Genomic DNA, 26931 nt, shown 5'->3' with positions numbered 1-26931 from the left:
CGCGCCGCCCGCCTCGGGGCGCCGTTCGAAACAGGTGGAAAAGGCAATGCGCGTATTAGGTATCGAAACGTCCTGCGATGAGACCGGCATCGCAATCTATGACGATCAACAGGGCCTGCTGGCCAACGAATTGTACAGCCAGGTGAAATTGCATGCGGACTACGGCGGCGTGGTGCCGGAGCTCGCCTCGCGTGACCACGTCCGCAAGACGGTGCCGCTGATTCAGGCCGCGCTGAAAGATGCGGGCCTGCAGGGCAGTGACATCGATGCAGTGGCGTACACCGCCGGGCCGGGGCTGGTCGGCGCGCTGCTGGTGGGGGCCACCATCGGCCGCTCGCTGGCGTTCGCCTGGGGCGTGCCGGCGGTGCCGGTGCACCATATGGAAGGCCACCTGCTGGCCCCGATGCTGGAAGACAACCCGCCCTCGTTCCCGTTTGTGGCGTTGCTGGTCTCCGGCGGCCATACCCAGCTCATCAGCGTGACCGGCATCGGGGAATACCGTTTGCTGGGCGAGTCGATTGATGACGCCGCCGGTGAGGCCTTCGACAAAACCGCCAAGCTGCTGGGGCTGGACTACCCCGGCGGCCCGATGCTGTCGAAAATGGCGCAGCAGGGGCAGGCGGGGCGCTTTACCTTCCCGCGGCCGATGACCGACCGCCCGGGGCTGGATTTCAGCTTCTCCGGCCTGAAGACCTTTGCCGCCAATACCATCCGCGGTAATGAGTCCGACGATCAGACCAAAGCTGACATCGCCCGCGCCTTCGAGGATGCGGTGGTGGATACGCTGGCGATCAAGTGCAAGCGTGCGCTGGATGAAACCGGCTTCACCCGGCTGGTGATGGCGGGCGGCGTGAGCGCCAACCGCACCCTGCGCAGCAAGCTGGCAGAGGTGATGCAGAAACGCCGCGGCGAGGTGTTCTATGCCCGCCCTGAGTTCTGCACCGACAACGGCGCGATGATTGCTTACGCAGGCATGGTGCGCCTCAAGGCGGGCCACACCGGCGGGCTGGGCATCACGGTGCGGCCGCGCTGGCCGCTGGCAGAGCTGCCGGCCGTGTAACCTGCCGCCGCGTACATCCGCGGCGGCATACAAACTGCACGCAAAAAAAAGCGCCGGGCATCTGCACCGGCGCTTTTTTATTATTTCCCGTATTTTTCCCCGGCGCGTGGCCGGGGAGAGGCAGGGGCTTAGAGCTGCATGTCGGTCGCGGCCTTGGCTTCCACTTTGCTTTCGCTGGCCGGCGCCACGTCAGCCGGGGAACCCTGCGGGATCATCGGTGGTGGGGTCAGTTGCAGCGTCTGGCTGGTCATCTGCCATTCCTGCTCGGTCAGCTGCGGGTTGCCGTTCAGCTTTTTGCCGTAGGTTGGGATGATTTCATGCATCTTCGCCTGCCAGGCCGGGGTCGCCATCTTGTCTTTGAACACGGTCTGCAGCAGGTTCACCATGATCGGGGCGGCGGTAGAGGCACCCGGAGACGCACCCAGCAGGGCGGCCAGCGTGCCTTCTTTGTCGCTCACGATCTCCGTGCCAAGGCGCAGTACGCCGCCTTTCTCGTCATCTTTCTTGATGATCTGCACGCGCTGGCCTGCCTGCCACAGACGCCAGTCTTCTTTACGCGCTTGCGGGAAGTACTCCTGCAGCGCTTTGAAGCGGTCGTCGTCAGACATCATCAGCTGGCCGGCGAGGTACTCGACCAGCGGGTATTCATCGATCCCCACATGCATCATCGGCATGATGTTATGCACGGTGGTGCTCTTCGCCAGATCCCACAGGGAGCCTTCTTTCAGGAACTTGGTGGAGAAGGTGGCGAATGGCCCGAACAGCACCACGCGCTTGCCGTCCAGCATACGGGTGTCCAGGTGCGGCACGGACATCGGCGGGGAACCCACAGAAGCTTTGCCGTACACTTTCGCCAGGTGCTGGTTAGCCACTTCCGGGTTCTCGGTCACCAGGAACGAGCCACCCACCGGGAAACCGGCGTAGTTTTTGCCTTCCGGAATACCGGATTTCTGCAACAGCGGCAGAGACGCGCCGCCCGCGCCGATAAAGACGAATTTGGCATCAATGCTGTGCTCTTCGCCGTTATTTTTCAGGTCAGCCACGGTCACGTGCCAGCTGTTGTCCGGGTTGCGTTTCAGGTCGCGCACTTCCGTGGAGAGATCCAGCGTGAAGTTTTTCTTCTGTTGCAGGTTGCCGACGAACTGACGGGTGATCTCACCAAAGTTCACGTCGGTGCCGATCGGCATCCAGGTTGCGGCGACTTTTTGCTTCGGATCACGGCCATCCATCACCAGCGGGATCCACTTCTGGATCTCTTTCGGATCGTCAGAATATTGCATGCCCTGGAACAGGGTGCTCTTCTGCAGTGCCAGGTAACGTTTGTGCAGGTAATCGACGTTCTCATCGCCCCAGACGAAACTCATGTGCGGCGTGGAGTTAATAAAGGAGTGTGGGTTTTTCAGGACGCCCTGTTTCACCTGGTGAGACCAGAACTGGCGGGAGATCTGGAAGCCTTCATTGATCTCAACCGCTTTCGCGATCTCAATCTCGCCATTCTCTTTTTCCGGCGTGTAGTTCATTTCCGCCAGCGCAGAGTGGCCGGTACCGGCATTATTCCAGCCGTTAGAACTCTCTTTCGCCACACCGTCCAGGCGCTCAACCATGGCCATTGACCAATCCGGTTCCAGTTCACTCAGATAGGTGCCCAGGGTGGCGCTCATAATACCGCCGCCAATCAGCAGGACATCTACTTTCTGGTTTTCCGCTGCATGCACGAGCGTGCTGCTGAGCAACGCGGATGAGCACAACAAAGCCACTACTTTCATCTTCATTACGACTACCTTGCCAGGACTATTTCAGAAAAAAATATTGTTTATCAATATCATAAAAACGCCCCTCGCCGCCGGAGGAACCTTTTGACGGTATGATAATTACGAAGCAAATATGCAACTTTTGTGCAACGCGGCGGAATATATCATTTAACAGCCGTTTAATTAAAGCCTCTTTGTTATTAAATAGACGAAGAAGTCAATAACCATTCAGTAACGCATTGTTATTAGCCTTGCGCAGCACGTGAACTTAAAACAAATCACCCCTGGAAACAGAATAAATAGGCGTGGTAACCCCAAATCGCGGCGTGGAAATAACCGCTAAAGTGAAAGGGAAATAACAAGGCTGATTATCATAAAAATCCGGGAATATCGGGCGGGACAGAGTTAATGCGATGTTAATTTAATGTGAATAAAAATAAGGCCGGATATAAGAAGGCCGGATATAAGAAGAAATGCCCGGCCTCAGGGGTTACTTCTCTGCGTAAAGTTTGTCGACCACCTGCTGCCAGACAAACGGCGTTAATTCTGCATAAGTGAGATCGCGTGCGGCCAGCGCATCCACCATGCCTTGCTGGGTCTGGGCGGTGGCCTGGCTCATGGCGGGGGACACCTGCACATCCTGCAAGGTTTTCACCACTTCCTGCATCTCCTCGGCGCGGCGGCGGCCATGCTCCGCCACCCGGCTGATCAGGTAATGGGGGAACTGATCCTGCCAGCCGAGAGACGGAAAGCTGGCGTGCAGTGAATCAATCACCGCCTGCTCCACGCCATATTGGCGCGCGGCGCTCAGGCATTCGGTGGTCAGCGCCTCCAGCCCTTTGATCATCACACTACGGCACATCTTAATGGCGGACGCTTCCCCCACCTCCCGGCCCCAGACCCGGCTGTTAAAGCCGAGGCCATTCAGCCGCGGGCCGATCTCCTCCGCACGTGGCCCGCCGATCAGCAACGGCGTGGCGAGGCGCTGCGGCGGCACCGGGGCCATCACCGCCACGTCGAGGTAATCTGCGCCATGCTGTTCAATCAGCGCGGCGGCGGCCCGTTTGGTGTTGGGTGCCACGGAATTCAGGTCGAGAAACACCTGCCCGCCGCTCAGCAACGGTGCGCACTGTGCTGCCACACTCAGCGCATTGGCGGCGGTCACCGCCGAGAAGACCAGTGCCGCCCCCTGCACCGCATCCGCCAGCGACAGCGCGGGGCGCACGCCACAGCGCGCCGCTTTCGCCAGCATCGCGCCGCGCGTCTCGCCCAGCAACTGGCTGTCCCAGACGGCGACCTGCACGCCGCGTGCCTGCATCTCTTCTGCCAGAATGGCACCGGCTTCGCCAAAACCAATCAGCGTGACACGGGTTATTTCCATCATTGCGCTCCTTCAGGGGGCCATACCGCGCCTGGGATCAACACATTGCCGTCAAAGATCAGCCGGGCGGTACGCAGCAGGCCGCAACCCGCCAACTGTTGCTGCGCATCCAGCTGCAACAGCACGCTGAATTCGCCGCCCGGATGCTCCACGCTCACACGTTGCGGGTTCTGCCCCGCCTCAAGCTGCGCCAGCCCTTCCGCCACACTGCCGGGAAGTAAACAGGCGCTGGCGACACTCACCGCGCCCAGCACCCCAATCGAGGCGTGGCAACGGTGCGGGATAAAGGTACGGCTGGAGATCGTGCCGCCCTGGCGCGGCGCGGCCAGCAGCGTCATCTTCGGCACCGTGCGCTCACTGACGTCACCGAGGTTCATCTTCGGCCCCATTTGCAGGCGAATCGACTCCAGCCGCTGTTTCAGGTCGCAGTCGGCGTCCAGTTGCTCGCGGCTCTCGTAACCGCTGCGATCCAGATCCGCGGCACGCACCAGCACCACCGGCATGCCGTTATCGATGCAGGTGACGTCGATGCCGTCAACGTGGTCATGCGCCGCGCCGGTGGGCAGCAAGGCGCCGCAACTGGCCCCGGCGATGTCACTGAAATTCAGCACCACCTCGGCGGCGGTGCCGGGCACGCCGTCAATGTGCAGATCGCCGTCATAATTTACCGCGCCGTCCGGCGTTGAGACCCGGGCGACCGCAATCTGCCTGGTGTTCTCCATAAAAATACGGACGTCCGTGACGCCCGACTGCGCCGCCACCAGCCCGCGCTCAATGGCGAACGGGCCGACCGCCGCGAGGATGTTGCCGCAGTTCTGGCCGTAATCCACCACCGCCTTATCGACATTGACCTGCGCAAACAGGTAATCCACATCAGCGTCCGGGCGATCGGATCTTGCCACGATCGCGACTTTGCTGGTCAGCGGATCGGCACCGCCGAGGCCGTCGATCTGGCGGGGATCGGGGGAGCCCATCACCGCCAGCAGCACGCGGTCGCGTAACACAGGATCGGCAGGCAGGTCGGCCGCCAGAAAGCAGGCCGCTTTCGAGGTACCGCCACGCATCAACAAACAGGGGATCCGGCGCTGGCGCATCTTACTCCTCCAGTTCATGCAGGCTGTCGACATAGCGCAGCCCTTTTTCCGCCAGACGCGGGCGCATCTGGTAGATGTCCAGCCCCAGCTCCCCAGCCGCCATGCGGGCGCGTTTGCTCTCTTCCAGCTCCGCGCGTTTGCGGCTGGCTGCGGCCACCCCGGCCGCCTCTGCATGGCGCACCACCACCACGCCATCATCATCCGCCACCACCACGTCACCGGGGGTGATCAACTGCCCGGCACACACCACCGGCACGTTAACGGAGCCCAGCGTCTCTTTGACTGTGCCCTGCGCATACACCGCTCGTGACCAGACGGCAAACCCCATCTCACGCAGGGTGCGGGTGTCACGGACGCCCACATCCGCAATCAGCCCGCGCACGCCACGCGCCTGCAAGGAGGTCGCCAGCAGGTCACCGAAATAGCCATCGGAGCAGGGGGAGGACGGCGCGACCACCAGCACATCGCCCGGTTGGCACTGCTCAACCGCGACGTGGAACATCCAGTTGTCACCTGGGGCGACCAGCACCGTCACGGCGCTGCCGGCGATGCCGTGATCCTGCTGGATCGGGCGGATCGCCGGGTCCAGCAGCCCTTTGCGCCCCTGCGCTTCATGCACTGTCGCCACGCCATAGGCGGCCAGGGTGGCGATCACCTGCTGATCGGCGCGGGGAATGTTACGCACCACTACGCCGCGTTTGCCGATAAGACTCATGCCAGATCCTCCGTGACGCGTGGGAAAATGCTTTGATAGCCTTCCCCGTAAATGATGTCGCGGCTGCTGGTGATGCCGACGTTACGTTTGGCCTGCACACCGCGCTGTTGCGCCACGCGGGTGTAGTACTCCCACAGGTGCTCCTGCCCGGCCATGCACTGGATCGCCTGGTATTTCTTGTCCCAGACGGAGGTGATGTCGAGCAGCACATCCGGTTTCCACTCACACTGTTCCGGCTGGTGCGGCTCGAAGCAATAGACCGGCGGCGCACCCACCACCGGCTCGCCGGGGCGGTAGCCCTCGGCCTGGGCGATGATGCGCGCCTCTTGGGCCAGGTGGGTCGCCAGCGGGTGATCGTAGTTGTAAGGGTCTTTCAGTGAATGGGTCAGCACAAAGTGCGGCTGCACGCGGCGGTAGACATCCGCCAGGCGGAACAGCGCCTCTTTGTCAGCCCGCAGCGGGTAGTCGCCCATGTCGAAGAACTCAATGCTCGCGCCGAGGATTTCGGCGGCGGCGTTGGCCTCTTCCCGGCGTGATGCTTTGACTTTCTCTTCGGTCATGTTGCCTTTGCGCCACAGCTTGGCGGATTCACCGCGTTCGCCAAACGAGAGGCAAACCACATGGACGTCATAGCCCTGGGCATGGTGCAGGGCGATCGCGCCGCCGGCGCGCCAGACGAAATCGGCAGAGTGGGCGCTGACAACCAGCGCGCTTTTTTTCAGGGTGGCATTGCTCATGGTGACCTCCGGGTTTTTTTCTATGCTGGCACGCCGCCCGGTATGGCGATAATTCATTCGATTGCAGCAGGTATGCGTTTTATTTATATTGCCGGAAAGGATCGCGTTTCTGAGGCCGGAGAAATCATGCAGCAAACAGCCCATGATGAAGGGGTAAACCTGATGCAAATCAGGGCGTTTATTCAGGTGGTGGAGCAGGGCAGCGTCTCCCGCGCGGCGGATGAATTATTCCGTACCCAGTCTGCGGTGACGCGGGCGATCCGCGATCTGGAGCTGCGGCTGGCGGTGCCGCTGTTTGAGCGCCACGCGGGCGGCATGATGCTCACAGACTTCGGCAAATGTGTGCTGCCGCGGGCGCGGCGGGCGCTGGCGGAGCTGCATCAGGTACCGTTGCGGCTGGCACGGCTGCGCGGCCGCCCGGCGCACGGCGAGGCAGAGCCGCTCTGGCTGTTCAACGTGCGGCGGTTGCAGATTTTCATCACCCTGTGCCAGACCCGCCACATGCAGACGGTGGCCGCACAGCTCGGCCTCAGCCAGCCGGCGGTCAGCGCTGCGCTGAAAGTGCTGGAGAATGGCGCGGGCCTCGCGCTGCTGGAGCGCACCCCGTACGGCATGATGCCGTCGCTGGCCGGGCGCGAGATGGAGCCGAACATCCGCCGCGCCCTGAACGAACTGGGCCACATTCCGGCCGATATCGCCGCCCGGCGCGGCGTGCTGGCGGGTACGGTGCGCATCGGCGCGCTGCCGCTGGGGCGCACCCGGCTGCTGCCGCAGGCGATTATCCGGCTTACGGCGCGCTACCCGGCGGTCAGGGTCATCACCAATGAGAGCGCGTTTGGTGCGCTGGCGGCCGAGATGCGCGCTGGGGACATCGATTTTATTTTCGGGGCGTTGCGCAACAGCAATGATGCGGCCGATATCACGCGTGAGACGCTGTTCCGTGAGGAGATGGTCTTGCTGGCGCGGCGGGATCACCCGTTGGCGACACAACCGCTGTGCGCGGACAATTTGCGCCGGGCGCGCTGGGTGCTGCCGCGCGCGGCAACACCGGCACGCCACCTGCTGGACGGCTGCTTCCGGGCGATGGGCATCCCGGCACCGGAGCCGGTGGTGGAGAGCGGCGATCTGGCGCTGGTACGCGGGCTGTTGCTGCATTCGGAGATGGTGGCGGCGGTATCAGCCCATCAGCTGGAGCATGAGCTGGCCAGCGGCGAACTGGTGGTGCTGCCGCTGGCCTTGCCGGACACCGGGCGCGATATCGGGCTGACCTGCCGCACGGGCTGCCTGCATTCCCCCGCCGCGCAGGCGATGATCGACTGCCTGCGCGAGGTGTGTGCCGAGGGGCGGCATCAGGCCGGTTTGCCCGCCGGAGCCTTGCCCGCCACCGAGTAGAGCACCTGCTGGTTACGGGTTTTCTGGAACGCCTCCAGCGTCTGGCCGCGCATCGCCGAGTAGATGTGCAGATTCGAGACGCCCACCACCGCACCGAGCTTCTCCAGCAGGAAGAAACTGACGCCGTAATGAATCAGCCCGCGCCAGTCGAGGGCGCTAAGCAACGCTTGCTCTTCCGGCGTCAGGCCGCCTTCGGCATAGAGCGCTTGCGGCTCCGAGAGGAAGCGTTCACGCCAGGCGGGCTGGATCAGCCGGTGCAGGAAGCGGTTAATCCGGATCGCCTTCAGGCTGCGCGCATGGGTGAAGGGGTAAGTGCCCGGCAGATTCTCCACCCCGGCCAGTTGGGCGTTGATCTTGTCGCGCTGGCGCTGGTGGACATCCACCGGGGCCTCACGCGCCCGGTTTTCCAGGATCAACGTGGCGATGCCGGTCATCGACGGCAGATAATAGGCTTCATGCAGTTTCTCCACATTGGCGGAAAGCGCGCCGCGCATCACCAGCCACATGATCACCTCCGCCCCTTCCAGCCCGCCCAGCGTGGCGTACTCCGCCAGCGTCATCTCCGTCAGGCGTTCCGGGTCATTGACCAGCATGTCGATGAACTGGGCATCCCACTCCGGGTTATTGAAGCCGCAACGCTCGCCATGCACCTGATGGGAAACACCGCCGGTGGCCACCACCGCCACCTTGAGATCCTCCGGGAAGCTCTCAATGGCGCGGCGCAACGCCTGCCCCAGCTTATAACAGCGGCGTGCGGTCGGGATCGGGAACTGCAACACGCCGATCTGCAACGGTACCACCGGCACCGGCCAGCCGTTTTCCCACGGCAGCAGCGCGGAGAGCGGCGAAAACAGGCCGTGATCCAGCGCTTTATCCTGGAAGAACGCCATGTCGAACTCATCGGCCATTAAACTGGCGCCGATATGCTGGGAGAGTGCGGCATGCCCGGCGATCGGCGGCAGGTCACGCGGGCCGCCGCCTTCGTCCGCCACCTCATAGTGGTCATCAATCCCCAGCACAAAGGTGGAGTAGTGATCGAAAAAGAACGAGGTGACGTGATCGTTGAAAATATAGAGCAGCACATCCGGCTTTTTCTCTTCCAGCCACTGCTGCATCGGTGCGAAACCGTCAAAAATCGGCGCCCAGGCCTGTTCCTGCTGCTTATTATGATCCACGGCGAAGCCGATCGTCGGAGTGTGTGAGACTGCAAGCCCACCAATTATCTTTGCCATCGTTGACCTCGGGTTATCGGTTGTTCATGGTGCGGGACAGGGCGGGCAGATCGTTGATATCAATGCCTTTGACCTGTTCCGGCGGATGCGCTTTCTGGTGCCGGGTGATGGTGATCGCTGCCAGCAGGGCCGGGATCGCCAGGATAATAAAGATGCTGGTGGTGCCGGGGAAGGTCACCAGCAGCACCCCGCCAATAGAGGAGCTGAGGATTGCCCCGGTGCGGCCGATGCCATGCATCCAGCTGACGCCGGTGGCGCGCATCTCGGTTGGGTAGAATGCCGGGGAGAAGCCCTGCAACCCGTTCTGCGCGCCGTTGATGCAAAAGCCGCTGAAGAACACCAGCACCGCCAGCACCGCCGGGCCGAAGGCACCCAACCCCTGCGCCAGCAGGCAGGCCATGCCCAGCAGGTAGAACAGGCCAATCACATATTTCGCGGCGAAGCGGTCCATCAGGTAGCCCACCAGCAGCCCGCCGAGCGGGCCGCCCAGCTGGAACAGCCCGGCGATCATTGCGGCACGCTCCAGCGAGAAGCCGCTGGTGCGCATGATGGTCGGCAGCCAGCCGTTCAGCAGGTAAATCACGAACAGCCCCATAAAGTAGGTGATCCAGAGCACCAGGGTGCCGCCCGCATAGCCTTTGCTGAAGAGTTGCAACACCGCAGCGCGCTTGCGGATCACCGGCGTATTCAGCACAAAGGTGGTATTGGCCGCAAAATGGCCGCCGGCGCGCCGCAACACCGCAGCAATCTTCTCGCGGCTGACGCGGCGCACCACCATGTACATGGCGGATTCCGGCAGCACCATGATCAGCACCGGCAACATCAGCAGCGGCACCAGCCCGCCGATGCCCAGCACCGCTTGCCAGCCGAAACCGGGCAGCAGCCCGGCGGCAATGAACCCGCCCGCGCCCGAGCCGATGTTAAAGCCGCTGTACATCAGGGCGATGGTCAGGCCTCGGCGGCGCGCCGGCATATACTCCGACACCAGCGTGACGCAGTTGGGCATCACCGCGCCCAGCCCCAGCCCGGCCAGAAAGCGCAGGGCAGCCATCTCCAGCGGCGTGCGGGCAAAGGCGCACAGCAGGCTGAACAGGGCAAACCCGGCGACCGAGAACAGCAGCACCCGTTTGCGGCCCACCCGGTCTGACCACGGCCCGGCAATCAGCGCGCCAATCGCCACGCCAAACATCGCCGCACCGAGGATCGGCCCCATCTCCGCCCGTGAAATGCCCCACTGCTCAATCAGTGCCGGGGCGACAAAGCCCATCACCGCCGCATCGTAGCCGTCAAACATAATAATGATGAAACAGAGCCCCAGCACCAGCCATTGGTAGCCGGAAATGGGGCGGGCATCTATCCAGCCTTTTACGTCAACAATCGGGTGATCGCTCATCGGGTACGCTCTCTGTTTTTTTTATCAATAACGTGATCGGGTTAAAATTTTTACCGGCTGCCACCGGAGAAAAAAGCAGGCACCAGCACTACGCACTGGTGCGTTTTTTGTAATTTTTATTGATTAATCAGTAGATTGTGTATGGATTTATTAAGTGGTACAGCTACCAACTTAGGCAGGTGCAGAGGGTTTGTCTGCCGTAAAATAGTTATTGAGGTATGAGTTTTATTTATTTATTGAGCGGTGTCGGAAAATTGGGAAAGCAAAACGAAAAGGCGGGCAGGCCGCAGGCAGAGAAGGGGAAAGGTCAGGGGGAAAGCACGTCACCGTGCGCCGCGCAGGCGCACAGAGGTCAGGAGGATTTGCGGCCGGCCGCCGCTTTGCGCGCTTCTTCACGCCGTTTGCGCAGCTTGTGCCAGATTTTGGTCTCCTGGCCGCGCCACAACCGCTGGATATTGTCATGGTGGCGCATCAGGATCAGGCAGGAGAGCATCGCCACCGGGAAGGTAAACTGGGGTTTGAACCACCAGACGTAGAACGGGGCAATCAGCGCGCTGACAATCGCCCCCAGCGAGGAGTAGCCGCTCAGCAGCACCGTCAGCAGCCAGGTACCGGTCATCAGGCCGGTGAGGTCCCAGCCGATCGGCGCAATCGCTCCGAAGGCGGTTGCCACGCCTTTGCCGCCACGGAAATGGAAGAACACCGGCCAGATGTGGCCCAGGCAGGCGGCAATCGCCGTCAGGCCGAGGTAGAAGGGCGGCACATTGGATTTGTAGGCCAGCCAGACCGGCAGCATCCCTTTCAGGACATCAAAGATCAGCACGGCCGCCGCCGCGGTGCGGCCGCCAATTCGCAGGACATTCGTGGCACCCGGGTTACCGGAGCCGCTCTGGCGCGGGTCGGGCAGGCGGGCGAGGCGGCACACCAGAATAGCACTGGAAATTGAGCCACACAGATACGCGAGGATAATCATCCCAAGCGCGGTAGCACTCATAACGTGGTTCCGTTCATTAGGGGTCGTTTTAATCGCAACATCTATGGATAATACGCATATTCCGCTGGAAGTGGTATCCGGCCGGGCCAAAAACAGAGAATGAAATGATGGACATCGTATTTATAGAGCAGCTCACCGTGATCACCACCATTGGCGTTTACGACTGGGAACAGACCATCCAACAAAAGCTGGTGTTCGATATCGACATGGCCTGGGACAACCGCCCGGCAGCGGCCAGTGATGACGTCAACGATTGCCTGAGTTACGCCGATGTCAGCCAGGCGATCCTGCAACATGTTGAAGGCCGGCGCTTTGCGCTGGTGGAGCGCGTGGCAGAGGAAGTATCTGAATTGTTGCTCACACGCTTCAAATCGCCGTGGGTACGTATTAAGGTCAGTAAGCCCGGCGCGGTGGCACAGGCTGCCCGGGTTGGAGTGATCATTGAGCGTGGCCATCGGCCCTGACTTTACGGTCAGCAAAATGTCACTGAAATGAAACCAACGGCCGGTAAGCTGGTCATAACGTGAAGAAATTTAGCGGCATCTATTTATGCCGCTTTTTTATGACGTTAATTTTAGGGGTAAGGAATATTTCATGACGGATGTCCATTCGTTAGTGGTGGCGTTTATTCTCGGTGTGGTTGAAGGGCTGACCGAATTCCTGCCGGTATCCTCTACCGGGCATATGATCATCGTCGCCAGTTGGCTCGGCTTTACCGATGACAAAGCAAAATTCTTTGAAGTGATTATCCAGCTCGGGTCCATTCTGGCGGTGGTGGTGATGTTCTGGCGCCGGTTGTTTGGCCTGATCGGCATCCACTTCGGGCAGGTGCCGCATGAGGGTGTCACCAAAGGGCGGCTGACGCTGGTGCATATTCTGCTGGGGATGATTCCGGCAGTGGTGATTGGCCTGGCGCTGCATGACAAGATCAAAGCGCTGTTTGAAGTGAAGAACGTGATGTATGCGCTGGTAGTGGGCGGTTTCCTGCTGCTGGCGGCGGAGTGGCTGAAGCCAAAACAGCCGCGTTCACCGGGGCTGGATGACATCACCTACCGTCAGGCGTTCATGATTGGCTGCTTCCAGTGTCTCGCGCTGTGGCCGGGCTTCTCCCGCTCCGGGGCGACGATTTCCGGCGGTATGCTGATGGGCGTCAGCCGTTATGCGGCATCGGAGTTCTCGTTCCTGCTGGCGGTGCCGATGATGCTGGGTGCGAGCGCCCTGGATCTCTACAAGAGCCTGGGCTTCCTCAGCATGGCGGATCTACCGATGTTCGCCGTGGGCTTTATCACTGCCTTCCTGGTGGCGCTGGTGGCGATCAAGACCTTCCTGGCGGTGATCAAGCGCTTCTCCTTTGTGCCGTTTGCCATCTACCGCTTTATTGTGGCCGGTGTGCTTTACGTGGTGTTCTTCTGATCACCCCACACCGCTGAACGAAAAAGCCCCGCCATGCGGGGCTTTTTTTATGGGTATCGTTATTATTGCGGGTCGAGTAAGTCGATAAGTTTCATGACCACTTCATCCACCAGAAAAGATTCCGCATCAGTATGATAAACCGCCTGCCGGGCAATCAAATCCAGTGCACGCACCTGATGGCACAGCACCACACCCCGGACAGTACCCGACGCCGTGCTGTCTGCCGTTACAGCCATGGTGACGCCGGTCGAGCGGGCCGCCTGTGCCACGGTAGAAACCGGGCAACAGATGGAAACGCCTAATTTACTGTTCAGTGCGCCCTCTGAAAGCACCAGGAAATAGTGCCTGCCGCGTAATTCTGTGCCTTTGGTGGGGTCAGGATCGATGTGCCAGATTTCCCCTTTATGCGGTGTCCTTACCCGGGTTGCCATCAATAAAATTCCTTACCTGCTGCCGGGGAATCATTGATATCGGCCACCGTGTCATTCAGCGCCGCAATCTCCTCTGAATCAATTTCACCCAGCAATTGCCCGACGGTTTTACGGCCACGCGCCGTACGGCGGGCTGAGGTCAGGCAAACGGTGCCGTCCCTGGTTTCAACCGTGAGTTGGGTGCCGATCCGCCAGCCCATTTGTGCAGCGACTTCGCTCGGCATAGTGAGCACTAGTGCGCCGCCTTGCTGGCGCAGCCTGGTTAATGGCATAAGCCCTCCTTTTCTTAAGGAAATAGGGCGCGAGTTTAGCATAAAAAAAGCGCAGGTCACACAAAGTCACACTTTAAGCGGATCACCCCTCAACCGGCAACAGCTGTTGCTGCTGTTTCCAGTCGGTGAGCACGGCAATACGGCGGCGGCGCAGCTCATCACGGATCGCGGTGCCCTGGAAACCGGCGTCCAGCACCTCTTTGATCGAGACGCTGTTGGCGGCGTGGCAGGCGGCGCGCAGGTAGTCGCCCTGCGGGTAGGGGTTATTCTCCAGCCCGGTACGGCCGCGGGCGTCGGCTTCGCTGGTGATGATCATCTGCTCCAGCCGCTGGGGCTTGCGCCACACGTCGATGCTGTCAAACAGCTTGAGCAGCGTCTCCGGCCGCAGCCGGTTGATGGTGTGGATCAGGTCATGGTGCTCCGCCACCAGCAGCGCCAGATCGCGTACCGGGTTCGGTACTCGCAGGCGGCGGCAGAGTTCGTCCACCAGTTTCACACCGGCCGGGCCGTGGCCGGGGTGGTGCGGCCAGTGCTCCGGCGGCGTCAGCCCTTTGCCGAGATCGTGGCTCAGCGCGGAGAAGCGCACATCCACCGCCGGGCTGAGCTGGGCGGCAATTTTCAGCGTCATCAGGGTGTGGATGCCGGTGTCGATCTCCGGGTGCCATTTCGCCGGGGCCGGGACGCCAAACAATCGGTCTACTTCCGGGAACAGCACCTTCAGCGCGCCACAGTCACGCAGCACCTGAAAATAGACTTGCGGATCCTGCGTCAGCAGCGCTTTTTCCGTCTCTTTCCAGACCCGCTCCGGCGTCAGGTGCGCCAGCTCGCCGTCGGCGGCCATCTGCTGCATCAGCGCCTGCGTTTCCGGTGCGACAGTAAAGCCTAAGTGGGCAAAGCGGGCGGCAAAGCGCGCCACCCGCAGCACCCGCAGCGGGTCTTCGCTGAACGCGTCAGAGACGTGGCGCAGCACCCGGTCATTCAGGTCACGCACGCCGTGGTATGGGTCGATCAGCGTGCCGTGGGCATCACGGGCGATGGCATTAATGGTGAGATCGCGGCGCAGCAGATCCTGTTCCAGGCTGACATCCGGCGCGGCATGGCACTCGAAGCCGGTATACCCGTTGCCGGATTTCCGCTCGGTGCGGGCCAGCGCATACTCTTCCCGGCTGACCGGATGCAGGAACACCGGAAAATCACGGCCGACCTGCTGGTAGCCCTGATCCAGCAACTGTTCGGGCGTGGCACCCACCACCACCCAATCCTGCTCGGTGACCGGAAGATGCAGTAACGCATCGCGGACGGCACCGCCCACCAGGTAAATCTTCACGTTTGACTCCTGACATGAGAACAACCGGGCACCGGGAAAAGCCCGGTCTGCCGGCAAGGTAACTGCTTTTAGTGTAGCGTGATGCGCGCGGGAAAGACAAAAGGGCACGAACGTGCCCTGAGGTGCAAAAGGAGAGGGAAAGGCGCGGTGGCCTCAGCTCATCCAGCGATCTTTTTTCTTACGGCTTGGGATCAGGTGCGGCAACAGCAGGCCGAGGATCAGGCCGGCACCCAGCACGCCGCCGCCATACATAAACCATTGCAGAATGATGGTGCGCTGCTTGTCATCCAGCTGGACGTTTACCGCATTGACCTTCTTGTCCGCCACGATCAGCTGATCTTTCAGCTTCTGGTTTTCACTCTTCAGCCCGTTGATGATGCCGTCGCTGGCCGCGACTTTATGCTGCATCTCAGCGGTACGCTGGTTCCAGCTGCTGTCAATGTTGGTCAGCTTGTCGGTCAGCGTTTTGACCTGCTGCTCCAGCGCCGGCACCCGGGTACGCAGGCTGGGCTGGTCACTGAGCTGGTCAAGCGGGATCCAGGTGGTGCGCCCTTTGCTGTCCTGGATCTGGCCATAATTGGTACTGTCATTGGTGCTCAGCAGGGTCACCTGATCGCCGGCATTCAGTGTGCCGACAATCCGGTATTGGTTGCCGGGGCCGCTGTGAACGTAGGTATTCAGTTCATCGGAGATGTAGCGCTTTTCATCGGCATGGGCGCCCCAGGTGACGCTCAAAGTGAGCAAAGTAAGGCAAATCAGGCGTAATTTCTGCATTATTCCATCGTATTTTGGCTAAATTTAGGGGAACGATACTAATAAGTTAAGTGTGACGACGCAACGCGAAAACCGGAATGAGAACTATCTTACTATCCTGCTGCCCGCCGCCGTCTGCGCCACACGCAATCACGCCATCCGCCACCAGGCTGGTGGGAACGGCGAACTTAAGCAAAATTACCGCGATGTTATGCGTTTGTGGCTATGGGTCGCGACGGCAGCGTCATCGGAAGTCTGACAGCGGGCAGGGCAGAAAAGTTTCGCAGGCAGGTGTGTTGCTGTCTGTATGGCGCAAGACGTGCTGCGGCTCTTACGATACTATTCAGCAAAATAAATGGCTTAACAGGCCACATGACGCCAGCCCCGGTGGGGGTTGCCTCTCCCTGGCCCGCCCGGATGCCGTGGCGGTGCCGGAAAACTTCGGTGTGAAAAAACGATGACTGTAGAGATTGAACTGAAATTTATTGCGACGCCGGAGGCCATCGCGGCGTTACCGGCCAAAGTCTCTTCCCTGAAAAGCCGGCACAGCGCCCCGCAGCAGCTGACCAACATCTATTACGAAACCGCAGAGAATACCCTGCGTGAGCAGGACATCGGGCTGCGCATCCGTGGCTTTGACGGCCAGTATGAAATGACGGTGAAAACCAGCGGCAAAGCGGTGGGCGGGCTGCACCAGCGGCCGGAGTACAACGTCCCGCTGGACGAGCCGGTGCTGGACCTGGCGCGTTTCCCGGCGGAGATCTGGCCGGAAGGGTGTGACGTGGCCGCGTTGCAGGGCGAGCTGCAACCGCTGTTCAAAACCGATTTCATGCGTGAGAAGTGGGTCGTCACTTACCAGCAAAGCGAGATTGAGATTGCCCTCGACCAGGGTGTGGTGCAGGCCGGTGAGCTGAGCGAGCCGCTGGCGGAAATTGAGCTGGAGCTGAAAGAGGGCAACGTGGCGGATCTGCTGCACCTGGCCGCCTGGCTGGGTGAAGAGGGCGGCCTGCGCCAGGGTGGGTTCAGCAAGGCAGCGCGCGGCTTCTGGCTGGCGCGGGGCACAGGGCCGCGTAAAATGCGGCCGATCCCGGTCTGGACGCCACCGGCCAAAGCCACCGTGGAGCAGGGCATGGCGGGCGTGCTGGAGCAGGCGCTCAGCCACTGGCAATACCATGAAGAGCTGTGGCTGCGCGGTGACAAGCAGGCGCGCCACGCGATGATTGAAGCACTGGGCATGGTGCGCCAGGCCCTGGCGCTGTTTGGCGGGCTGGTGCCGCGCAAAGCCACCAGCGAGCTGCGCAATCAGTTCAATGCGCTGGAGCCGTTGCTGGCCGACCCGGAAGTGAAAGCTGCGGCGCTCTGCTTCGGTGCGGACTACCTGAAGTGTAAGTTAGCGCTTACTAGCTATCTGGCCAATGCAGAATGGCAGCAGTTTGTGGATGAAAAAAGCCGTAAAAAGCTCGACGGCTCTTTCAAGCGCTTCGCTGACATCATGCTGAGCCGCGTGGCAGCCGACATTAAAGAAGCCTTCAGCCAGCCGCTGACGGATGACGGCTACCGCGACCAGTTGCCGCGCCTGACCCGCCAGATCATTGCGCTGCACCTGCTGGCCGGGGCTTACCCGCAAAGTGCCTGGCAGAGCTACATCGAAAACTGGCAGGCGCTGCAACAATCCATTGTGCAGCAGCAGCAGGCCTGGCTGGAAGCCGCCCGCAAACATGCGGTACAGCAACCCGCCTTCTGGCTGAACGGCGCACCTGCCAAAGCGGACTGATTCCCCTGATTTCCGGCCCGCCTTGTGCGGGCTTTTCTCAATAAGGAATTTGACATGTTACCTCTGCCTCCCCTGCTGCGTTCGCATGCCGACGCGCAGGCCGCCCGCCTGCCTGCGACCGTTACACTGACGCCGCAGGCCGAAAGTGTGCTGGCACTCAGCGAGTTTGTCAGTGACAGCCTGATTGCCCACCCCGACTGGCTGCCGGCGTTGCAGGCCGCCCCGCCGCACCCGGAGGAGTGGCAACACTATGCTGACTGGCTGGCGCAGGCGCTGGCAGAGGTCACCGAGGAGGCGGCGCTGATGCGCGTGCTGCGGCAGTTCCGCCGCCGGGTTATGACGCGCATCGCCTGGTCGCAGGCGTTGCAGCAGAGCAGCACCGAACAGACCCTGCAACAGCTCAGCCAGCTTGCGGAAACGCTGATCGTCGCGGCGCGCGACTGGCTCTACGCCGCCTGCTGCCGTGACTGGGGCACGCCCTCCAACGCGCAGGGCGATCCGCAAACGCTGCTGATCCTCGGCATGGGCAAGCTGGGCGGCGGCGAGCTCAACTTCTCGTCAGACATCGATCTGATCTTCGCCTACCCGGAAAACGGCGAAACCCGCGGCGGGCGGCGGGTGCTGGACAACGCCCAGTTCTTCACCCGGCTGGGGCAGCGGCTGATCAAAGCGCTCGATCAGGCCACGGTGGACGGCTTCGTCTATCGCGTGGACATGCGCCTGCGGCCATTTGGGGACAGCGGCCCGCTGGTGATGAGTTTCCCGGCGCTGGAGGATTATTATCAGGAGCAGGGGCGCGACTGGGAGCGCTACGCGATGGTGAAGGCGCGGCTGATGGGCGGGGCGGAAGATGCCTACAGCCAGGAGCTGCGCAAGACGCTGAAGCCGTTTGTGTTCCGGCGTTATATCGATTTCAGCGTGATCCAGTCCCTGCGCAACATGAAAGGGATGATTGCGCGTGAGGTGCGGCGGCGCGGCCTGAAAGACAACATCAAGCTGGGGGCGGGCGGCATCCGGGAAATCGAGTTTATTGTGCAGGTATTCCAGCTGATCCGCGGCGGGCGTGAGCCGCTGCTGCAACAGCGCGCGCTGCTGCCGACGCTGCATGCGCTGGGCGAACTGGGGCTGCTGCCGCAGTCGCAGGTGGCCGATCTGCGTGAGGCCTACCTGTTTCTGCGGCGGCTGGAGAACCTGTTGCAGGCGATTGCCGATGAACAGACCCAGACCCTGCCCACGGATGCCCTGAATCAGGCGCGGCTGGCGTGGGGGATGCAGCAGGCGGACTGGCCGCAGCTTATGGCTGCCACCGACGCCCATATGCAGGCGGTGCGGGCGGTGTTCGACCAGATGATTGGGGACGATGCGCCGGAGCAGGGCGAAAACGGCGTACAGGAGCACTACACCAGCCTGTGGAATGATGCGCTGGAAGAGAGCGAGCTGGCCCCGCTGGTGCCGCAACTGGCCGCGCCGCGCCAGGCACAGTTGTTGCGCAGCCTGCGTGATTTCCGGCTGGACATGGACAAGCGCACCATCGGCCCGCGCGGGCGTGAAATGCTCGACCTGCTGATGCCGCGGCTGCTGATGGAAGTGTGCGCTCACCCTCATGCGGATATGACGCTGGCGCGCCTGACGCCGCTGCTGCTGAACATCGTGACGCGCACCACCTACATTGAACTGCTGGTGGAGTACCCCGGCGCACTGAAACAGCTGATCCGGCTGTGTGATGCCTCGCCGATGGTGGCTGACCAGCTGGCGCGCTATCCACTGCTGCTCGATGAGCTGCTCGACCCGCAAACCCTCTACCAGCCGATTGCGCCGGATGCCTACCGCGATGAGTTGCGCCAGTACCTGATGCGCGTGCCGGAAGAGGAGGAGGAGCAGCACCTCGAGGCGATGCGCCAGTTCAAACAGGCGCAGTTGCTGCGCATCGCGGCGGCAGACATCGCCGGGGTGCTGCCGGTCATGAAAGTGAGCGATCACCTCACCTATCTGGCCGAGGCGATGATTGAGAGCGTGGTGCAACAGGCGTGGCAGCAGATGGTGGCGCGCTACGGTGAGCCGTCGCATCTGGCGGGGCGTGACGGGCGCGGTTTTGCGGTCATCGGCTATGGCAAGCTGGGCGGCTGGGAGCTGGGCTACAGTTCCGATCTCGATCTGGTGTTCCTGCTCGACTGCCCGGAAGAGGTAATGACCCTCGGCGAGCGCAGCATCGATGGCCGCCAGTTCTACCTGCGGCTGGCGCAGCGCATTATGCACCTGTTCAGCACCCGCACCTCCTCCGGCATTCTGTATGAAGTCGATGCGCGCCTGCGACCCTCCGGCGCGGCCGGGATGCTGGTCAGCACTGTCGAGGCGTTCTCGCTCTATCAGCAGCATGACGCCTGGACGTGGGAGCATCAGGCGCTGGTGCGCGCGCGCATGGTGCATGGCGACCCGCATATTCACCAGCAGTTTGATGCCATCCGCCATGCTATTTTATCTCGCCGCCGTGATGCGGATACGCTGCAGCAGGAGGTGAGAGAGATGCGCCAGAAGATGGTGACGCACCTCGCCAGCAAGCAGCCGGATCGCTTTGACCTGAAATCTGACCCCGGCGGCATCACGGACATTGAATTCATCGCGCAATATCTTGTCCTACGCTACGCGGCCGATGAACCGGCGCTGACCCGCTGGTCAGACAATGTGCGGATTTTTGCCCTGATGGCGCAGTACCGCATCATGGAGGAGCAGGAAGCCGCCGCCCTGACCCACGCCTACGTGACCCTGCGTGACGAGATCCACCATCTGGCGTTGCAGGCGCTTTCCGGTAAAGTCGCTACCGGCCAGTTTGAGGCAGAGCGCCAACAGGTCAGGCAGAGCTGGCAGACGTGGCTGGGGTAGCGCCGGGCCTGAGGTGCGCCAGGTAGAGTTTCCCCGCGGGCGCGGGGATAAACCGCGCAGGGTTAAACCGCGCTTATGATAATATCTCGCGAAATTTTTCAGTTTTGATCAGTCTGGAGTATGGGATGAAAGTAACACTGCCTGATTTTCGCCGTGCCGGTGTACTGGTAGTTGGTGACGTCATGTTGGACCGCTATTGGTATGGGCCGACCAGCCGCATTTCGCCGGAAGCCCCGGTACCGGTAGTAAAAGTCGATACCATTGAGGAGCGTCCTGGTGGTGCGGCCAACGTGGCCATGAACATCGCCTCACTGGGGGCGTCCTCCCGTCTGGTGGGGCTGACCGGCGTGGATGACGCCGCGCGTGCGCTGAATGCCAGGCTGGACGAAGTGAATGTGCAGTGTGATTTCGTCGCGGTGCCGACGCACCCGACCATCACCAAACTGCGCGTGCTGTCCCGCAATCAGCAGCTGATCCGCCTCGATTTCGAAGAGGGCTTTGAGGGCATCGACCCGCAGCCGGTGCTGGATCGCATCCGGCAGGCGCTGCCGGTTAGCGGCGCGCTGGTGCTGTCTGACTACGCCAAAGGGGCGCTGGCGGACGTGCAGCCGATGATCGCGCTGGCGAAAGCGGCCGGGGTGCCGGTGCTGGTTGACCCGAAAGGCAACGATTTCGAGCGTTACCGTGGCGCGACGCTGCTGACGCCGAACCTCTCTGAGTTTGAGGCCGTGGTGGGCCGCTGCAAAGAGGAAGCGCAGCTGGTTGAGCGCGGCATGAAACTGATTGCCGATTTCGATCTCTCCGCGCTGCTGGTGACCCGCTCCGAACAGGGCATGACGCTGTTGCAGCCGGGCAAACCGCCACTGCACCTGCCGACGGAAGCGCAGGAAGTCTACGACGTGACCGGTGCCGGTGATACGGTGATCGGCGTGCTGGCGGCGGCGCTGGCGGCAGGCAATACGCTGGAAGAGTCCTGCTTCCTGTCGAATGCGGCCGCAGGCGTCGTGGTCGGCAAACTCGGCACCTCGACCGTGTCGCCGGTGGAGCTGGAGAATGCCATCCACGGCCGTGCGGAAACCGGGTTCGGCATCATGACCGAGGCAGAGCTTAAGCAGGCAGTGGCCGATGCGCGCAAGCGCGGCGAAAAAGTGGTGATGACCAACGGGGTGTTTGACATCCTGCACGCCGGCCACGTCTCCTACCTCGCCAACGCGCGCAAGCTGGGCGACCGCCTGATTGTGGCAATGAACAGCGACGCCTCCACCAAACGGCTCAAGGGCGAATCCCGCCCGGTGAACCCGGAAACGCAGCGCATGATCGTGCTCAGCGCGCTGGAAGCAGTAGACTGGGTGGTGCTGTTTGAAGAGGACACGCCGCAGCGCCTGATCGCGGAGATCCTGCCTGACCTGCTGGTGAAAGGCGGTGACTACCAGCCGCATGAGATTGCCGGCAGCAAAGAGGTATGGGCGGCGGGCGGTGAGGTGCGGGTGCTGAATTTTGAAGATGGCTGCTCCACCACCAACATCATCAAGTCAATTAAAGAGGGGCGCGGCTGACAGGCCGCCCTGACGAAAAAGGACACCCTGGGGTGTCCTTTTTTTATGCGCTTACAGCTTGTCCGTCGGTGCCGGCGGGGTGTCCGGCGTCACGATGACCGACGGCGCAGCAGGCGTTTCCGGGATCACGGAGGTCTCTGGGATCACGGCCGTCGGCGGGGTGACCTGGCGGCTTTCCAGCGCTTCCAGGCGTTGCTCCAGCAGCGCCAGTTTTTCGCGGGTGCGCAGCAGCACCTGGGTCTGCACGTCAAACTCTTCGCGGTTGACCAAATCAAGGCGGGTCAGCTGGGATTGCAGCACTTGCCGGATCTTCTTCTCGACATCGCCCCCGAAGTCGCGGATGCCTTTCGGCATGGACTCATGCACCTGGCGTGCAATCTGTTCTATTTTTTTCGGGTCAATCATGATCGTTCCCTTGTTTGGATAAAAGTCTCTTAACTGTAGTGTAATCCGAGTTCGGCATGGGATAAACCCTTGGGAAACATTCAGCAGATGAATCAGATAAACCAGGGGCGGCCCGAAGCAATTTGTGCTGAAAAGCAACAAAGCTTAGCCAAAAACGTGAATTGCCCTGCGAAAACATTGGCGCTATAGTAACCACGCTTATTCTCAGGGCGGGGTGAAAGTCCCCACCGGCGGTAAACCATACACCACGGCTATCAATGGCCGGTATGGAAGCCCGCGAGCGCTTGCGCCGTGTTCGGCGTGGGGTCAGCAGATCCGGTGTAATTCCGGGGCCGACGGTTATAGTCCGGATGGGAGAGAGTAACGGCTGTTGCCGGGCATGATGCCCGCATGCGTTATTTTTCAAATCCCCCGTATCCTGCATACTGGGTGATTACCCTCCTAAGCTCGCCCTGATTCTGGTAATCCATAATTTTAATGAGGTTTCTTTACCATGAATCAGACGCTCCTTTCCGAATTCGGTACGCCGGTTGAACGTGTTGAACGTGCAATTGATGCGCTGCGCAATGGCCGCGGCGTGATGGTACTGGATGATGAAAACCGCGAAAACGAAGGTGACATGATTTTTGCCGCCGAAACCATGACGGTCGAGCAGATGGCGCTGACCATCCGCCACGGCAGCGGCATTGTCTGCCTCTGCCTGACCGAGGAACGCCGCCAGCAGCTTGAACTGCCGATGATGGTGGAGAACAACTCCAGCCAGTTCCAGACGGCGTTCACTGTGACCATTGAAGCCGCTGAAGGCGTGACCACCGGCGTCTCCGCCGCTGACCGCATCACCACCATCCGCGCTGCCGTGGCGGATAATGCCAAGCCCAGCGACCTGAACCGCCCCGGCCACGTCTTCCCGCTGCGTGCGCAGAACGGCGGCGTACTGAGCCGCCGCGGCCACACCGAAGCCACCATTGATCTGGTGTCATTGGCCGGGTTTAAACCGATGGGCGTGCTGTGCGAGCTGACCAACGATGACGGCACCATGGCGCACGCGCCGGAAGCCGTGGTATTCGCGAAACAACACGACATGCCGGTCGTGACCATTGAAGACCTGGTGGCGTACCTCCAGTCAGAGACGCGTCAGGCGAGCTGATCCGTTACAGAACGTCGTAAAAAGGGCTGCCGTTTGGCAGCCCTTTTTTATGGCGCAGGTTTATTCAGGGGCGGTCAGCCTGCGCCGCCGCTCTGGAGCAGCGTCAGGCTGAAGCCCATCACTGACATGCCGCACAGCACGCCGTAGCTCGGGTTATTGTTGGGGTCGATCTCTTTGGCCAGCGGCATCAGTTCATCCACTGACAGCGCCACCATAATGCCCGCCACCGCCGCCATGATCGAGGCCATCAGCACCGGCGACACCATCGGCCCCAGCAGGCTGAAGGCCAGCAGGCCGCCGAGGATCTCCGCCATGCCGGAGACGCCCGACCAGAGCAGCGCTTTGGTTTTCGAGCCGGTAGCGGCATACACCGGCCCGGCCACCGCCAGCCCTTCCGGGATATTGTGGATGGCTACCGCCAGCGCAATGCCCAGCCCCAGTTCAAGGTCAGTGCTGGCAGTGACAAAGGTGGCGATGCCTTCCGGGAAGTTATGCAGGCTGATGCCCAGCGTCAGCAGCAGTGCAGTGCGTTTCAGGCTGCCCGGCGACAACTGGCCGACGGTGAGATCCTGCGGGTGGGCGTGGGGCAGCAACCGGTCCAGCGCAAAGTAGCCCAGCAGGCCCAGCATAAACATGCCGTAACCCAGCATCGGCGACATACCGCGGGTATGCAGCGCCGCCGGCAACATCTCCATCAAGGAAATTAACAGCATAATACCGGCGGCGAACCCGAGGGCAAACGCCAGCACCCGGTTGGAGGGCTTCTGCCCGATAATGCCCAGCAGCGCCCCGGCGAAGGTCGCGCCACCGGCCAGCAGGGTAAGGATTAGCGGTACTGACATGACAGCTCCTTTCAGTAAATTCCATTAACTGCGGGCCGCGCTACCCGGTGTAACACGCCGTATACGTCCCGCCGCTGACATAAGGGTTCAAAATTTCTGAACATCTCCTTCATACTTATCCGGCTGTAAGCCTCTGGGAAAGAGAGTAACGTATTTCGTTACCGGCGGCAGGGGCTTTTGCCTTTCGCTGCATTCAGAGTATACGCAGCAAGGATAATTTATGACCACTACACGTATGCCTGCGCTGTTCCTGGGCCATGGCAGCCCGATGAACGCCCTGCAGGAAAATAACCATACCCGCGCCTGGCGCGATCTGGCGGCCGGGTTGCCGCGGCCCACGGCGATTCTGGCGATCTCTGCCCATTGGTATACCCGCGGCACGGCGGTGACGGCGATGGCCGAGCCGCGCACCATCCACGATTTCGGCGGCTTTCCGCAGGCACTGTTTGACGTCCGCTACCCGGCACCCGGTTCTCCGGCGCTGGCCGCGCAACTTCAGCAGCTGCTGGCGCCGGTGCCGGTGGCAGCCGATCAGGGTGAGTGGGGGCTGGATCACGGATCATGGGGCGTGTTGATCAAGATGTACCCGGAAGCAGACATACCGGTGGTGCAGCTCAGCATCGACGGTACGCAGCCGCCGGAATACCACTATGCCCTGGGGAAAAAACTGGCGGCGCTGCGCGATCAGGGGGTATTGATTGTCGCCAGCGGCAACGTGGTGCATAACCTGCGCATGGCGAAGTGGCAGGGCGATACCACCGCCTATCCGTGGGCGGAATCCTTCAACAATTATGTGAAGGAGAACCTGACCTGGCAGGGCGAGAACCACCCGCTGGTGCACTTTATGGCGCATGAGGGCGCGGCGCTCTCCAACCCGTCAGTGGAACACTACCTGCCGCTTCTTTATGTGCTCGGCACCTGGGACGGCCGGGAGCCGGTCACCACGCCCACGGACGGCATTGAAATGGCGTCACTGAGTATGCTGTCGGTGCGGGTCGGGTAACGTTCAGCTGCCAAAGCCACAGGAGCCGCGGATCACCAGCGTCGGCGGCAGGATGATGCGCTTCGGCGGTGCCGTTTTCCAGCAGCGTGCTGGTGTAGCCGCCCAGCCGTTGGGCGCGGGTCGAGGAGGTGGCCGAGCCGCCAATAAAGGCGATATGCCGGTGGCCCATCGCGATCAGGTGGCGGGTGGCGAGCTGGGTACCGAGGAAGTTGTCGGTGCCGACAAAATCGAAATGCGCGTCATTGACCGGGCGCACCACCATAATCGCCGGGATCTTGCGCCGTTTCAGCGCCTCAAAAAACAGCGGCGGCGTCTGGCGGGCGGCGCAAAGCACCATGCCGCCGGCGCTGTTCTGCAACAGGGAATCCACAAACTTCTGCTGGCGCGGCACGGACTCCTCGCTGTTGGCCAGAAACAGCATCAGGTCGTGGCGCGCCATCTCCTGGCTCAGCCCGGCCGTCATCTCTGCATAAAACGGGTTGGTGATGTCATGCAGCAGCAGCCCAATCTGGTTGCTGCGGCGGTTGCGCAGGTTGGCGGCGGTCTGGTTATAGACATAGCCTAAGGCGTCGATCGCCTCCAGCACCCGCTGGCGGGTGGCGGCAGAAATCCGGCCACGGTTACGCAACACCATGGAGACGGTCGCCGTTGAGACGCGGGCATGGGCCGCCACGTCGGCCAGGGTAATGCTGGTCATATTTTGCTCCTGTCACGGGCTATAACGCACCGTTATCCCAGTGAATCCTGAAGGTATAACGATTAACCTTTTTCAGTGAAACAGAGTGATTATCCTGTGAGGCTCATCATAAATCCCTGTCTGTTTAGCCGCTAAGTACGGCTTTCTTGAAGTTAATCCCGTTAATCACCCTATTTAACGCAAGGTTAATCGATTAATCTTTGCGCTTCCAGGCAGGAGGCGCAGAGATGAGAAAAATGGGTGAAAAGAGTCAATACGATAAATTCCCGGAAGTGGCGATCGCAGGCGGGGAACAGGAGGCCTGGCAGGGCTGGCCGCAGGTGGTGTCGGCAGTTCAGGCGGCATTGGCGGCGCGGCGCGGGCAGAAAACGGTGCTGGTGGTGGAGTGCTATCACGGCGTAGCGCAACGCGAACTGCTGGCAAAATTACTGATGCCGTTGCGCCCGGCCGCGCTGTTTGATGCCGCCGAAGCCCGGCGCAGCCCGGCGGAGATTGACGCACTGATCGACGCCGATCTCACGGACGACCCGGTGTTCGGGCGGATCTCTACGCGTGAGCTGGCCGACTTTTTCGATCCGGACAAACGCCTGCGCTTAAAACAGGCGATCGCGGCCGTCCGCCGGGGGCTGGTGGTGGTGGTGGGCACCGGTGCGGCGCTGATGGCTGACGGTGACCTCCTGAT

At 61.4% G+C, this 26931-nt stretch carries 24 protein-coding genes, 1 pseudogene and 1 riboswitch; of the genes and pseudogenes, 10 read left to right on the top strand and 15 right to left on the bottom strand.

Annotated elements, in window-relative coordinates:
- The first annotated feature begins 46 nt into the window (after positions 1 to 46).
- Complete coding sequence (gene tsaD, locus CYR55_RS11845) at positions 47 to 1060, top strand: tRNA (adenosine(37)-N6)-threonylcarbamoyltransferase complex transferase subunit TsaD (RefSeq protein ID WP_101816348.1); 1014 nt, start codon at positions 47 to 49, stop codon at positions 1058 to 1060.
- Between the two features lie 128 nt (positions 1061 to 1188).
- On the opposite strand, the gene mqo is transcribed toward tsaD, so the two are convergent.
- The 5 genes from mqo to galB all read right to left on the bottom strand — a co-directional run bounded on the left by mqo (position 1189) and on the right by galB (position 6738).
- Complete coding sequence (gene mqo, locus CYR55_RS11840) at positions 1189 to 2832, bottom strand: malate dehydrogenase (quinone) (RefSeq protein ID WP_101816347.1); 1644 nt, start codon at positions 2830 to 2832, stop codon at positions 1189 to 1191.
- A gap of 469 nt (positions 2833 to 3301) precedes the next feature.
- Positions 3302 to 4195, bottom strand: coding sequence for an NAD(P)-dependent oxidoreductase (locus tag CYR55_RS11835; protein WP_101816346.1), 894 nt, complete (start codon positions 4193 to 4195; stop codon positions 3302 to 3304).
- On the bottom strand, positions 4192 to 5286 hold the full coding sequence (locus tag CYR55_RS11830; RefSeq protein WP_101816345.1) for a 4-oxalomesaconate tautomerase: 1095 nt from the start codon (positions 5284 to 5286) through the stop codon (positions 4192 to 4194). The genes CYR55_RS11835 and CYR55_RS11830 overlap by 4 nt, the downstream gene beginning before the upstream one ends.
- 1 nt (position 5287) lies before the next feature.
- Positions 5288 to 6001 carry a 4-carboxy-4-hydroxy-2-oxoadipate aldolase/oxaloacetate decarboxylase gene (locus CYR55_RS11825; RefSeq protein WP_101816344.1) on the bottom strand — a complete coding sequence of 238 codons (714 nt, stop codon included), beginning with the start codon at positions 5999 to 6001 and terminating at the stop codon, positions 5288 to 5290.
- On the bottom strand, positions 5998 to 6738 hold the full coding sequence (gene galB / locus CYR55_RS11820; protein ID WP_101816458.1) for a 4-oxalmesaconate hydratase: 741 nt from the start codon (positions 6736 to 6738) through the stop codon (positions 5998 to 6000). Before galB ends, CYR55_RS11825 begins: the two co-directional genes overlap by 4 nt.
- Before the next feature lie 126 nt (positions 6739 to 6864).
- On the opposite strand from galB, the gene CYR55_RS11815 reads away from it, so the two are divergent.
- Positions 6865 to 8130: a LysR family transcriptional regulator gene (locus CYR55_RS11815; RefSeq protein ID WP_206604039.1), complete on the top strand. Its 1266-nt coding sequence runs from the start codon at positions 6865 to 6867 to the stop codon at positions 8128 to 8130.
- On the opposite strand, the gene CYR55_RS11810 is transcribed toward CYR55_RS11815, so the two are convergent.
- The 3 genes from CYR55_RS11810 to plsY form a co-directional block, all read right to left on the bottom strand.
- Positions 8088 to 9362, bottom strand: a complete 1275-nt coding sequence (locus tag CYR55_RS11810; protein ID WP_101816343.1) for a gallate dioxygenase — start codon at positions 9360 to 9362, stop codon at positions 8088 to 8090. The genes CYR55_RS11815 and CYR55_RS11810 overlap by 43 nt on opposite strands.
- Before the next feature lie 13 nt (positions 9363 to 9375).
- Entirely contained in the window at positions 9376 to 10755 is a 1380-nt protein-coding gene (locus CYR55_RS11805) for an MFS transporter (protein ID WP_101816342.1), read from the bottom strand.
- Between the two features lie 352 nt (positions 10756 to 11107).
- Positions 11108 to 11749 (bottom strand): glycerol-3-phosphate 1-O-acyltransferase PlsY, encoded by a 642-nt coding sequence (gene plsY, locus CYR55_RS11800; RefSeq protein ID WP_146000977.1) that lies wholly within the window; start codon positions 11747 to 11749, stop codon positions 11108 to 11110.
- A gap of 107 nt (positions 11750 to 11856) precedes the next feature.
- Here plsY and folB point away from each other — a divergent pair, with 107 nt between their 5' ends.
- Positions 11857 to 12213 (top strand): bifunctional dihydroneopterin aldolase/7,8-dihydroneopterin epimerase, encoded by a 357-nt coding sequence (gene folB / locus CYR55_RS11795; protein ID WP_101816456.1) that lies wholly within the window; start codon positions 11857 to 11859, stop codon positions 12211 to 12213.
- 130 nt (positions 12214 to 12343) lie between these two features.
- On the top strand, positions 12344 to 13162 hold the full coding sequence (bacA, locus tag CYR55_RS11790) for an undecaprenyl-diphosphate phosphatase (protein ID WP_101816340.1): 819 nt from the start codon (positions 12344 to 12346) through the stop codon (positions 13160 to 13162).
- Positions 13163 to 13224: 62 nt separating this feature from the next.
- On the opposite strand, the gene CYR55_RS11785 is transcribed toward bacA, so the two are convergent.
- The 4 genes from CYR55_RS11785 to CYR55_RS11770 all read right to left on the bottom strand — a co-directional run bounded on the left by CYR55_RS11785 (position 13225) and on the right by CYR55_RS11770 (position 15966).
- The gene (locus tag CYR55_RS11785; protein ID WP_101816339.1) at positions 13225 to 13593 is read right to left on the bottom strand and encodes a type II toxin-antitoxin system PemK/MazF family toxin; all 369 of its coding nucleotides are present in this window, start codon (positions 13591 to 13593) and stop codon (positions 13225 to 13227) included.
- The gene (locus tag CYR55_RS11780) at positions 13593 to 13865 is read right to left on the bottom strand and encodes an AbrB/MazE/SpoVT family DNA-binding domain-containing protein (protein ID WP_101816338.1); all 273 of its coding nucleotides are present in this window, start codon (positions 13863 to 13865) and stop codon (positions 13593 to 13595) included. Before CYR55_RS11780 ends, CYR55_RS11785 begins: the two co-directional genes overlap by 1 nt.
- 82 nt (positions 13866 to 13947) lie before the next feature.
- Complete coding sequence (locus CYR55_RS11775) at positions 13948 to 15192, bottom strand: multifunctional CCA addition/repair protein (protein ID WP_101816337.1); 1245 nt, start codon at positions 15190 to 15192, stop codon at positions 13948 to 13950.
- A gap of 153 nt (positions 15193 to 15345) precedes the next feature.
- Positions 15346 to 15966 carry a TIGR04211 family SH3 domain-containing protein gene (locus tag CYR55_RS11770; protein WP_101816336.1) on the bottom strand — a complete coding sequence of 207 codons (621 nt, stop codon included), beginning with the start codon at positions 15964 to 15966 and terminating at the stop codon, positions 15346 to 15348.
- Positions 15967 to 16402: 436 nt separating this feature from the next.
- On the opposite strand from CYR55_RS11770, the gene CYR55_RS11765 reads away from it, so the two are divergent.
- The 3 genes from CYR55_RS11765 (at position 16403) to hldE (ending at position 22155) form a co-directional block, all read left to right on the top strand.
- Positions 16403 to 17719 carry a CYTH domain-containing protein gene (locus tag CYR55_RS11765; RefSeq protein ID WP_101816335.1) on the top strand — a complete coding sequence of 439 codons (1317 nt, stop codon included), beginning with the start codon at positions 16403 to 16405 and terminating at the stop codon, positions 17717 to 17719.
- A gap of 54 nt (positions 17720 to 17773) precedes the next feature.
- Positions 17774 to 20599 carry a bifunctional [glutamate--ammonia ligase]-adenylyl-L-tyrosine phosphorylase/[glutamate--ammonia-ligase] adenylyltransferase gene (gene glnE, locus CYR55_RS11760; RefSeq protein ID WP_101816334.1) on the top strand — a complete coding sequence of 942 codons (2826 nt, stop codon included), beginning with the start codon at positions 17774 to 17776 and terminating at the stop codon, positions 20597 to 20599.
- Between the two features lie 125 nt (positions 20600 to 20724).
- Entirely contained in the window at positions 20725 to 22155 is a 1431-nt protein-coding gene (gene hldE / locus CYR55_RS11755; protein WP_101816333.1) for a bifunctional D-glycero-beta-D-manno-heptose-7-phosphate kinase/D-glycero-beta-D-manno-heptose 1-phosphate adenylyltransferase HldE, read from the top strand.
- A gap of 51 nt (positions 22156 to 22206) precedes the next feature.
- Here the strand turns inward: hldE and ubiK are convergent, their stop codons facing one another.
- Positions 22207 to 22560: a ubiquinone biosynthesis accessory factor UbiK gene (gene ubiK, locus CYR55_RS11750; RefSeq protein ID WP_101816332.1), complete on the bottom strand. Its 354-nt coding sequence runs from the start codon at positions 22558 to 22560 to the stop codon at positions 22207 to 22209.
- Positions 22561 to 22756: 196 nt separating this feature from the next.
- Positions 22757 to 22926, top strand: a riboswitch (FMN riboswitch).
- Between the two features lie 127 nt (positions 22927 to 23053).
- Here ubiK and ribB point away from each other — a divergent pair.
- A complete protein-coding gene (gene ribB, locus CYR55_RS11745) occupies positions 23054 to 23707 on the top strand; it encodes a 3,4-dihydroxy-2-butanone-4-phosphate synthase (protein WP_101816331.1) in 654 nt (217 codons plus the stop codon).
- Positions 23708 to 23781: 74 nt separating this feature from the next.
- Here the strand turns inward: ribB and zupT are convergent, their stop codons facing one another.
- Entirely contained in the window at positions 23782 to 24549 is a 768-nt protein-coding gene (gene zupT, locus CYR55_RS11740; RefSeq protein WP_101816330.1) for a zinc transporter ZupT, read from the bottom strand.
- 220 nt (positions 24550 to 24769) lie between these two features.
- Here zupT and ygiD point away from each other — a divergent pair, with 220 nt between their 5' ends.
- On the top strand, positions 24770 to 25552 hold the full coding sequence (gene ygiD / locus CYR55_RS11735; RefSeq protein WP_101816329.1) for a 4,5-DOPA-extradiol-dioxygenase: 783 nt from the start codon (positions 24770 to 24772) through the stop codon (positions 25550 to 25552).
- On the opposite strand, the gene CYR55_RS11730 is transcribed toward ygiD, so the two are convergent.
- Positions 25488 to 26249, bottom strand: coding sequence for a LacI family DNA-binding transcriptional regulator (locus CYR55_RS11730; protein WP_277622331.1), 762 nt, complete (start codon positions 26247 to 26249; stop codon positions 25488 to 25490). The genes ygiD and CYR55_RS11730 overlap by 65 nt on opposite strands.
- Before the next feature lie 227 nt (positions 26250 to 26476).
- Here CYR55_RS11730 and CYR55_RS11725 point away from each other — a divergent pair.
- A pseudogene (locus tag CYR55_RS11725) lies at positions 26477 to 26931 on the top strand (mannose-6-phosphate isomerase); the annotation flags it as partial.

The organism is Chimaeribacter californicus (genome assembly GCF_002858675.1).
Classification (GTDB): domain Bacteria; phylum Pseudomonadota; class Gammaproteobacteria; order Enterobacterales; family Enterobacteriaceae; genus Chimaeribacter; species Chimaeribacter californicus.
The sequence above is the reverse complement of the archived record's forward strand: the minus strand, read 5'-3'. Positions and strand labels throughout refer to the sequence as shown.

Coding starts and splice junctions, on each gene's coding strand:
- tsaD (WP_101816348.1), top strand. CDS start 47: ATGCGCGTATTAGGTATCGAAACGTCCTGCGATGAGACCGGCATCGCA.
- mqo (WP_101816347.1), bottom strand. CDS start 2,832: ATGAAGATGAAAGTAGTGGCTTTGTTGTGCTCATCCGCGTTGCTCAGC.
- CYR55_RS11835 (WP_101816346.1), bottom strand. CDS start 4,195: ATGATGGAAATAACCCGTGTCACGCTGATTGGTTTTGGCGAAGCCGGT.
- CYR55_RS11830 (WP_101816345.1), bottom strand. CDS start 5,286: ATGCGCCAGCGCCGGATCCCCTGTTTGTTGATGCGTGGCGGTACCTCG.
- CYR55_RS11825 (WP_101816344.1), bottom strand. CDS start 6,001: ATGAGTCTTATCGGCAAACGCGGCGTAGTGGTGCGTAACATTCCCCGC.
- galB (WP_101816458.1), bottom strand. CDS start 6,738: ATGAGCAATGCCACCCTGAAAAAAAGCGCGCTGGTTGTCAGCGCCCAC.
- CYR55_RS11815 (WP_206604039.1), top strand. CDS start 6,865: ATGCAGCAAACAGCCCATGATGAAGGGGTAAACCTGATGCAAATCAGG.
- CYR55_RS11810 (WP_101816343.1), bottom strand. CDS start 9,362: ATGGCAAAGATAATTGGTGGGCTTGCAGTCTCACACACTCCGACGATC.
- CYR55_RS11805 (WP_101816342.1), bottom strand. CDS start 10,755: ATGAGCGATCACCCGATTGTTGACGTAAAAGGCTGGATAGATGCCCGC.
- plsY (WP_146000977.1), bottom strand. CDS start 11,749: ATGAGTGCTACCGCGCTTGGGATGATTATCCTCGCGTATCTGTGTGGC.
- folB (WP_101816456.1), top strand. CDS start 11,857: ATGGACATCGTATTTATAGAGCAGCTCACCGTGATCACCACCATTGGC.
- bacA (WP_101816340.1), top strand. CDS start 12,344: ATGACGGATGTCCATTCGTTAGTGGTGGCGTTTATTCTCGGTGTGGTT.
- CYR55_RS11785 (WP_101816339.1), bottom strand. CDS start 13,593: ATGGCAACCCGGGTAAGGACACCGCATAAAGGGGAAATCTGGCACATC.
- CYR55_RS11780 (WP_101816338.1), bottom strand. CDS start 13,865: ATGCCATTAACCAGGCTGCGCCAGCAAGGCGGCGCACTAGTGCTCACT.
- CYR55_RS11770 (WP_101816336.1), bottom strand. CDS start 15,966: ATGCAGAAATTACGCCTGATTTGCCTTACTTTGCTCACTTTGAGCGTC.
- CYR55_RS11765 (WP_101816335.1), top strand. CDS start 16,403: ATGACTGTAGAGATTGAACTGAAATTTATTGCGACGCCGGAGGCCATC.
- glnE (WP_101816334.1), top strand. CDS start 17,774: ATGTTACCTCTGCCTCCCCTGCTGCGTTCGCATGCCGACGCGCAGGCC.
- hldE (WP_101816333.1), top strand. CDS start 20,725: ATGAAAGTAACACTGCCTGATTTTCGCCGTGCCGGTGTACTGGTAGTT.
- ubiK (WP_101816332.1), bottom strand. CDS start 22,560: ATGATTGACCCGAAAAAAATAGAACAGATTGCACGCCAGGTGCATGAG.
- ribB (WP_101816331.1), top strand. CDS start 23,054: ATGAATCAGACGCTCCTTTCCGAATTCGGTACGCCGGTTGAACGTGTT.
- zupT (WP_101816330.1), bottom strand. CDS start 24,549: ATGTCAGTACCGCTAATCCTTACCCTGCTGGCCGGTGGCGCGACCTTC.
- ygiD (WP_101816329.1), top strand. CDS start 24,770: ATGACCACTACACGTATGCCTGCGCTGTTCCTGGGCCATGGCAGCCCG.
- CYR55_RS11730 (WP_277622331.1), bottom strand. CDS start 26,249: ATGACCAGCATTACCCTGGCCGACGTGGCGGCCCATGCCCGCGTCTCA.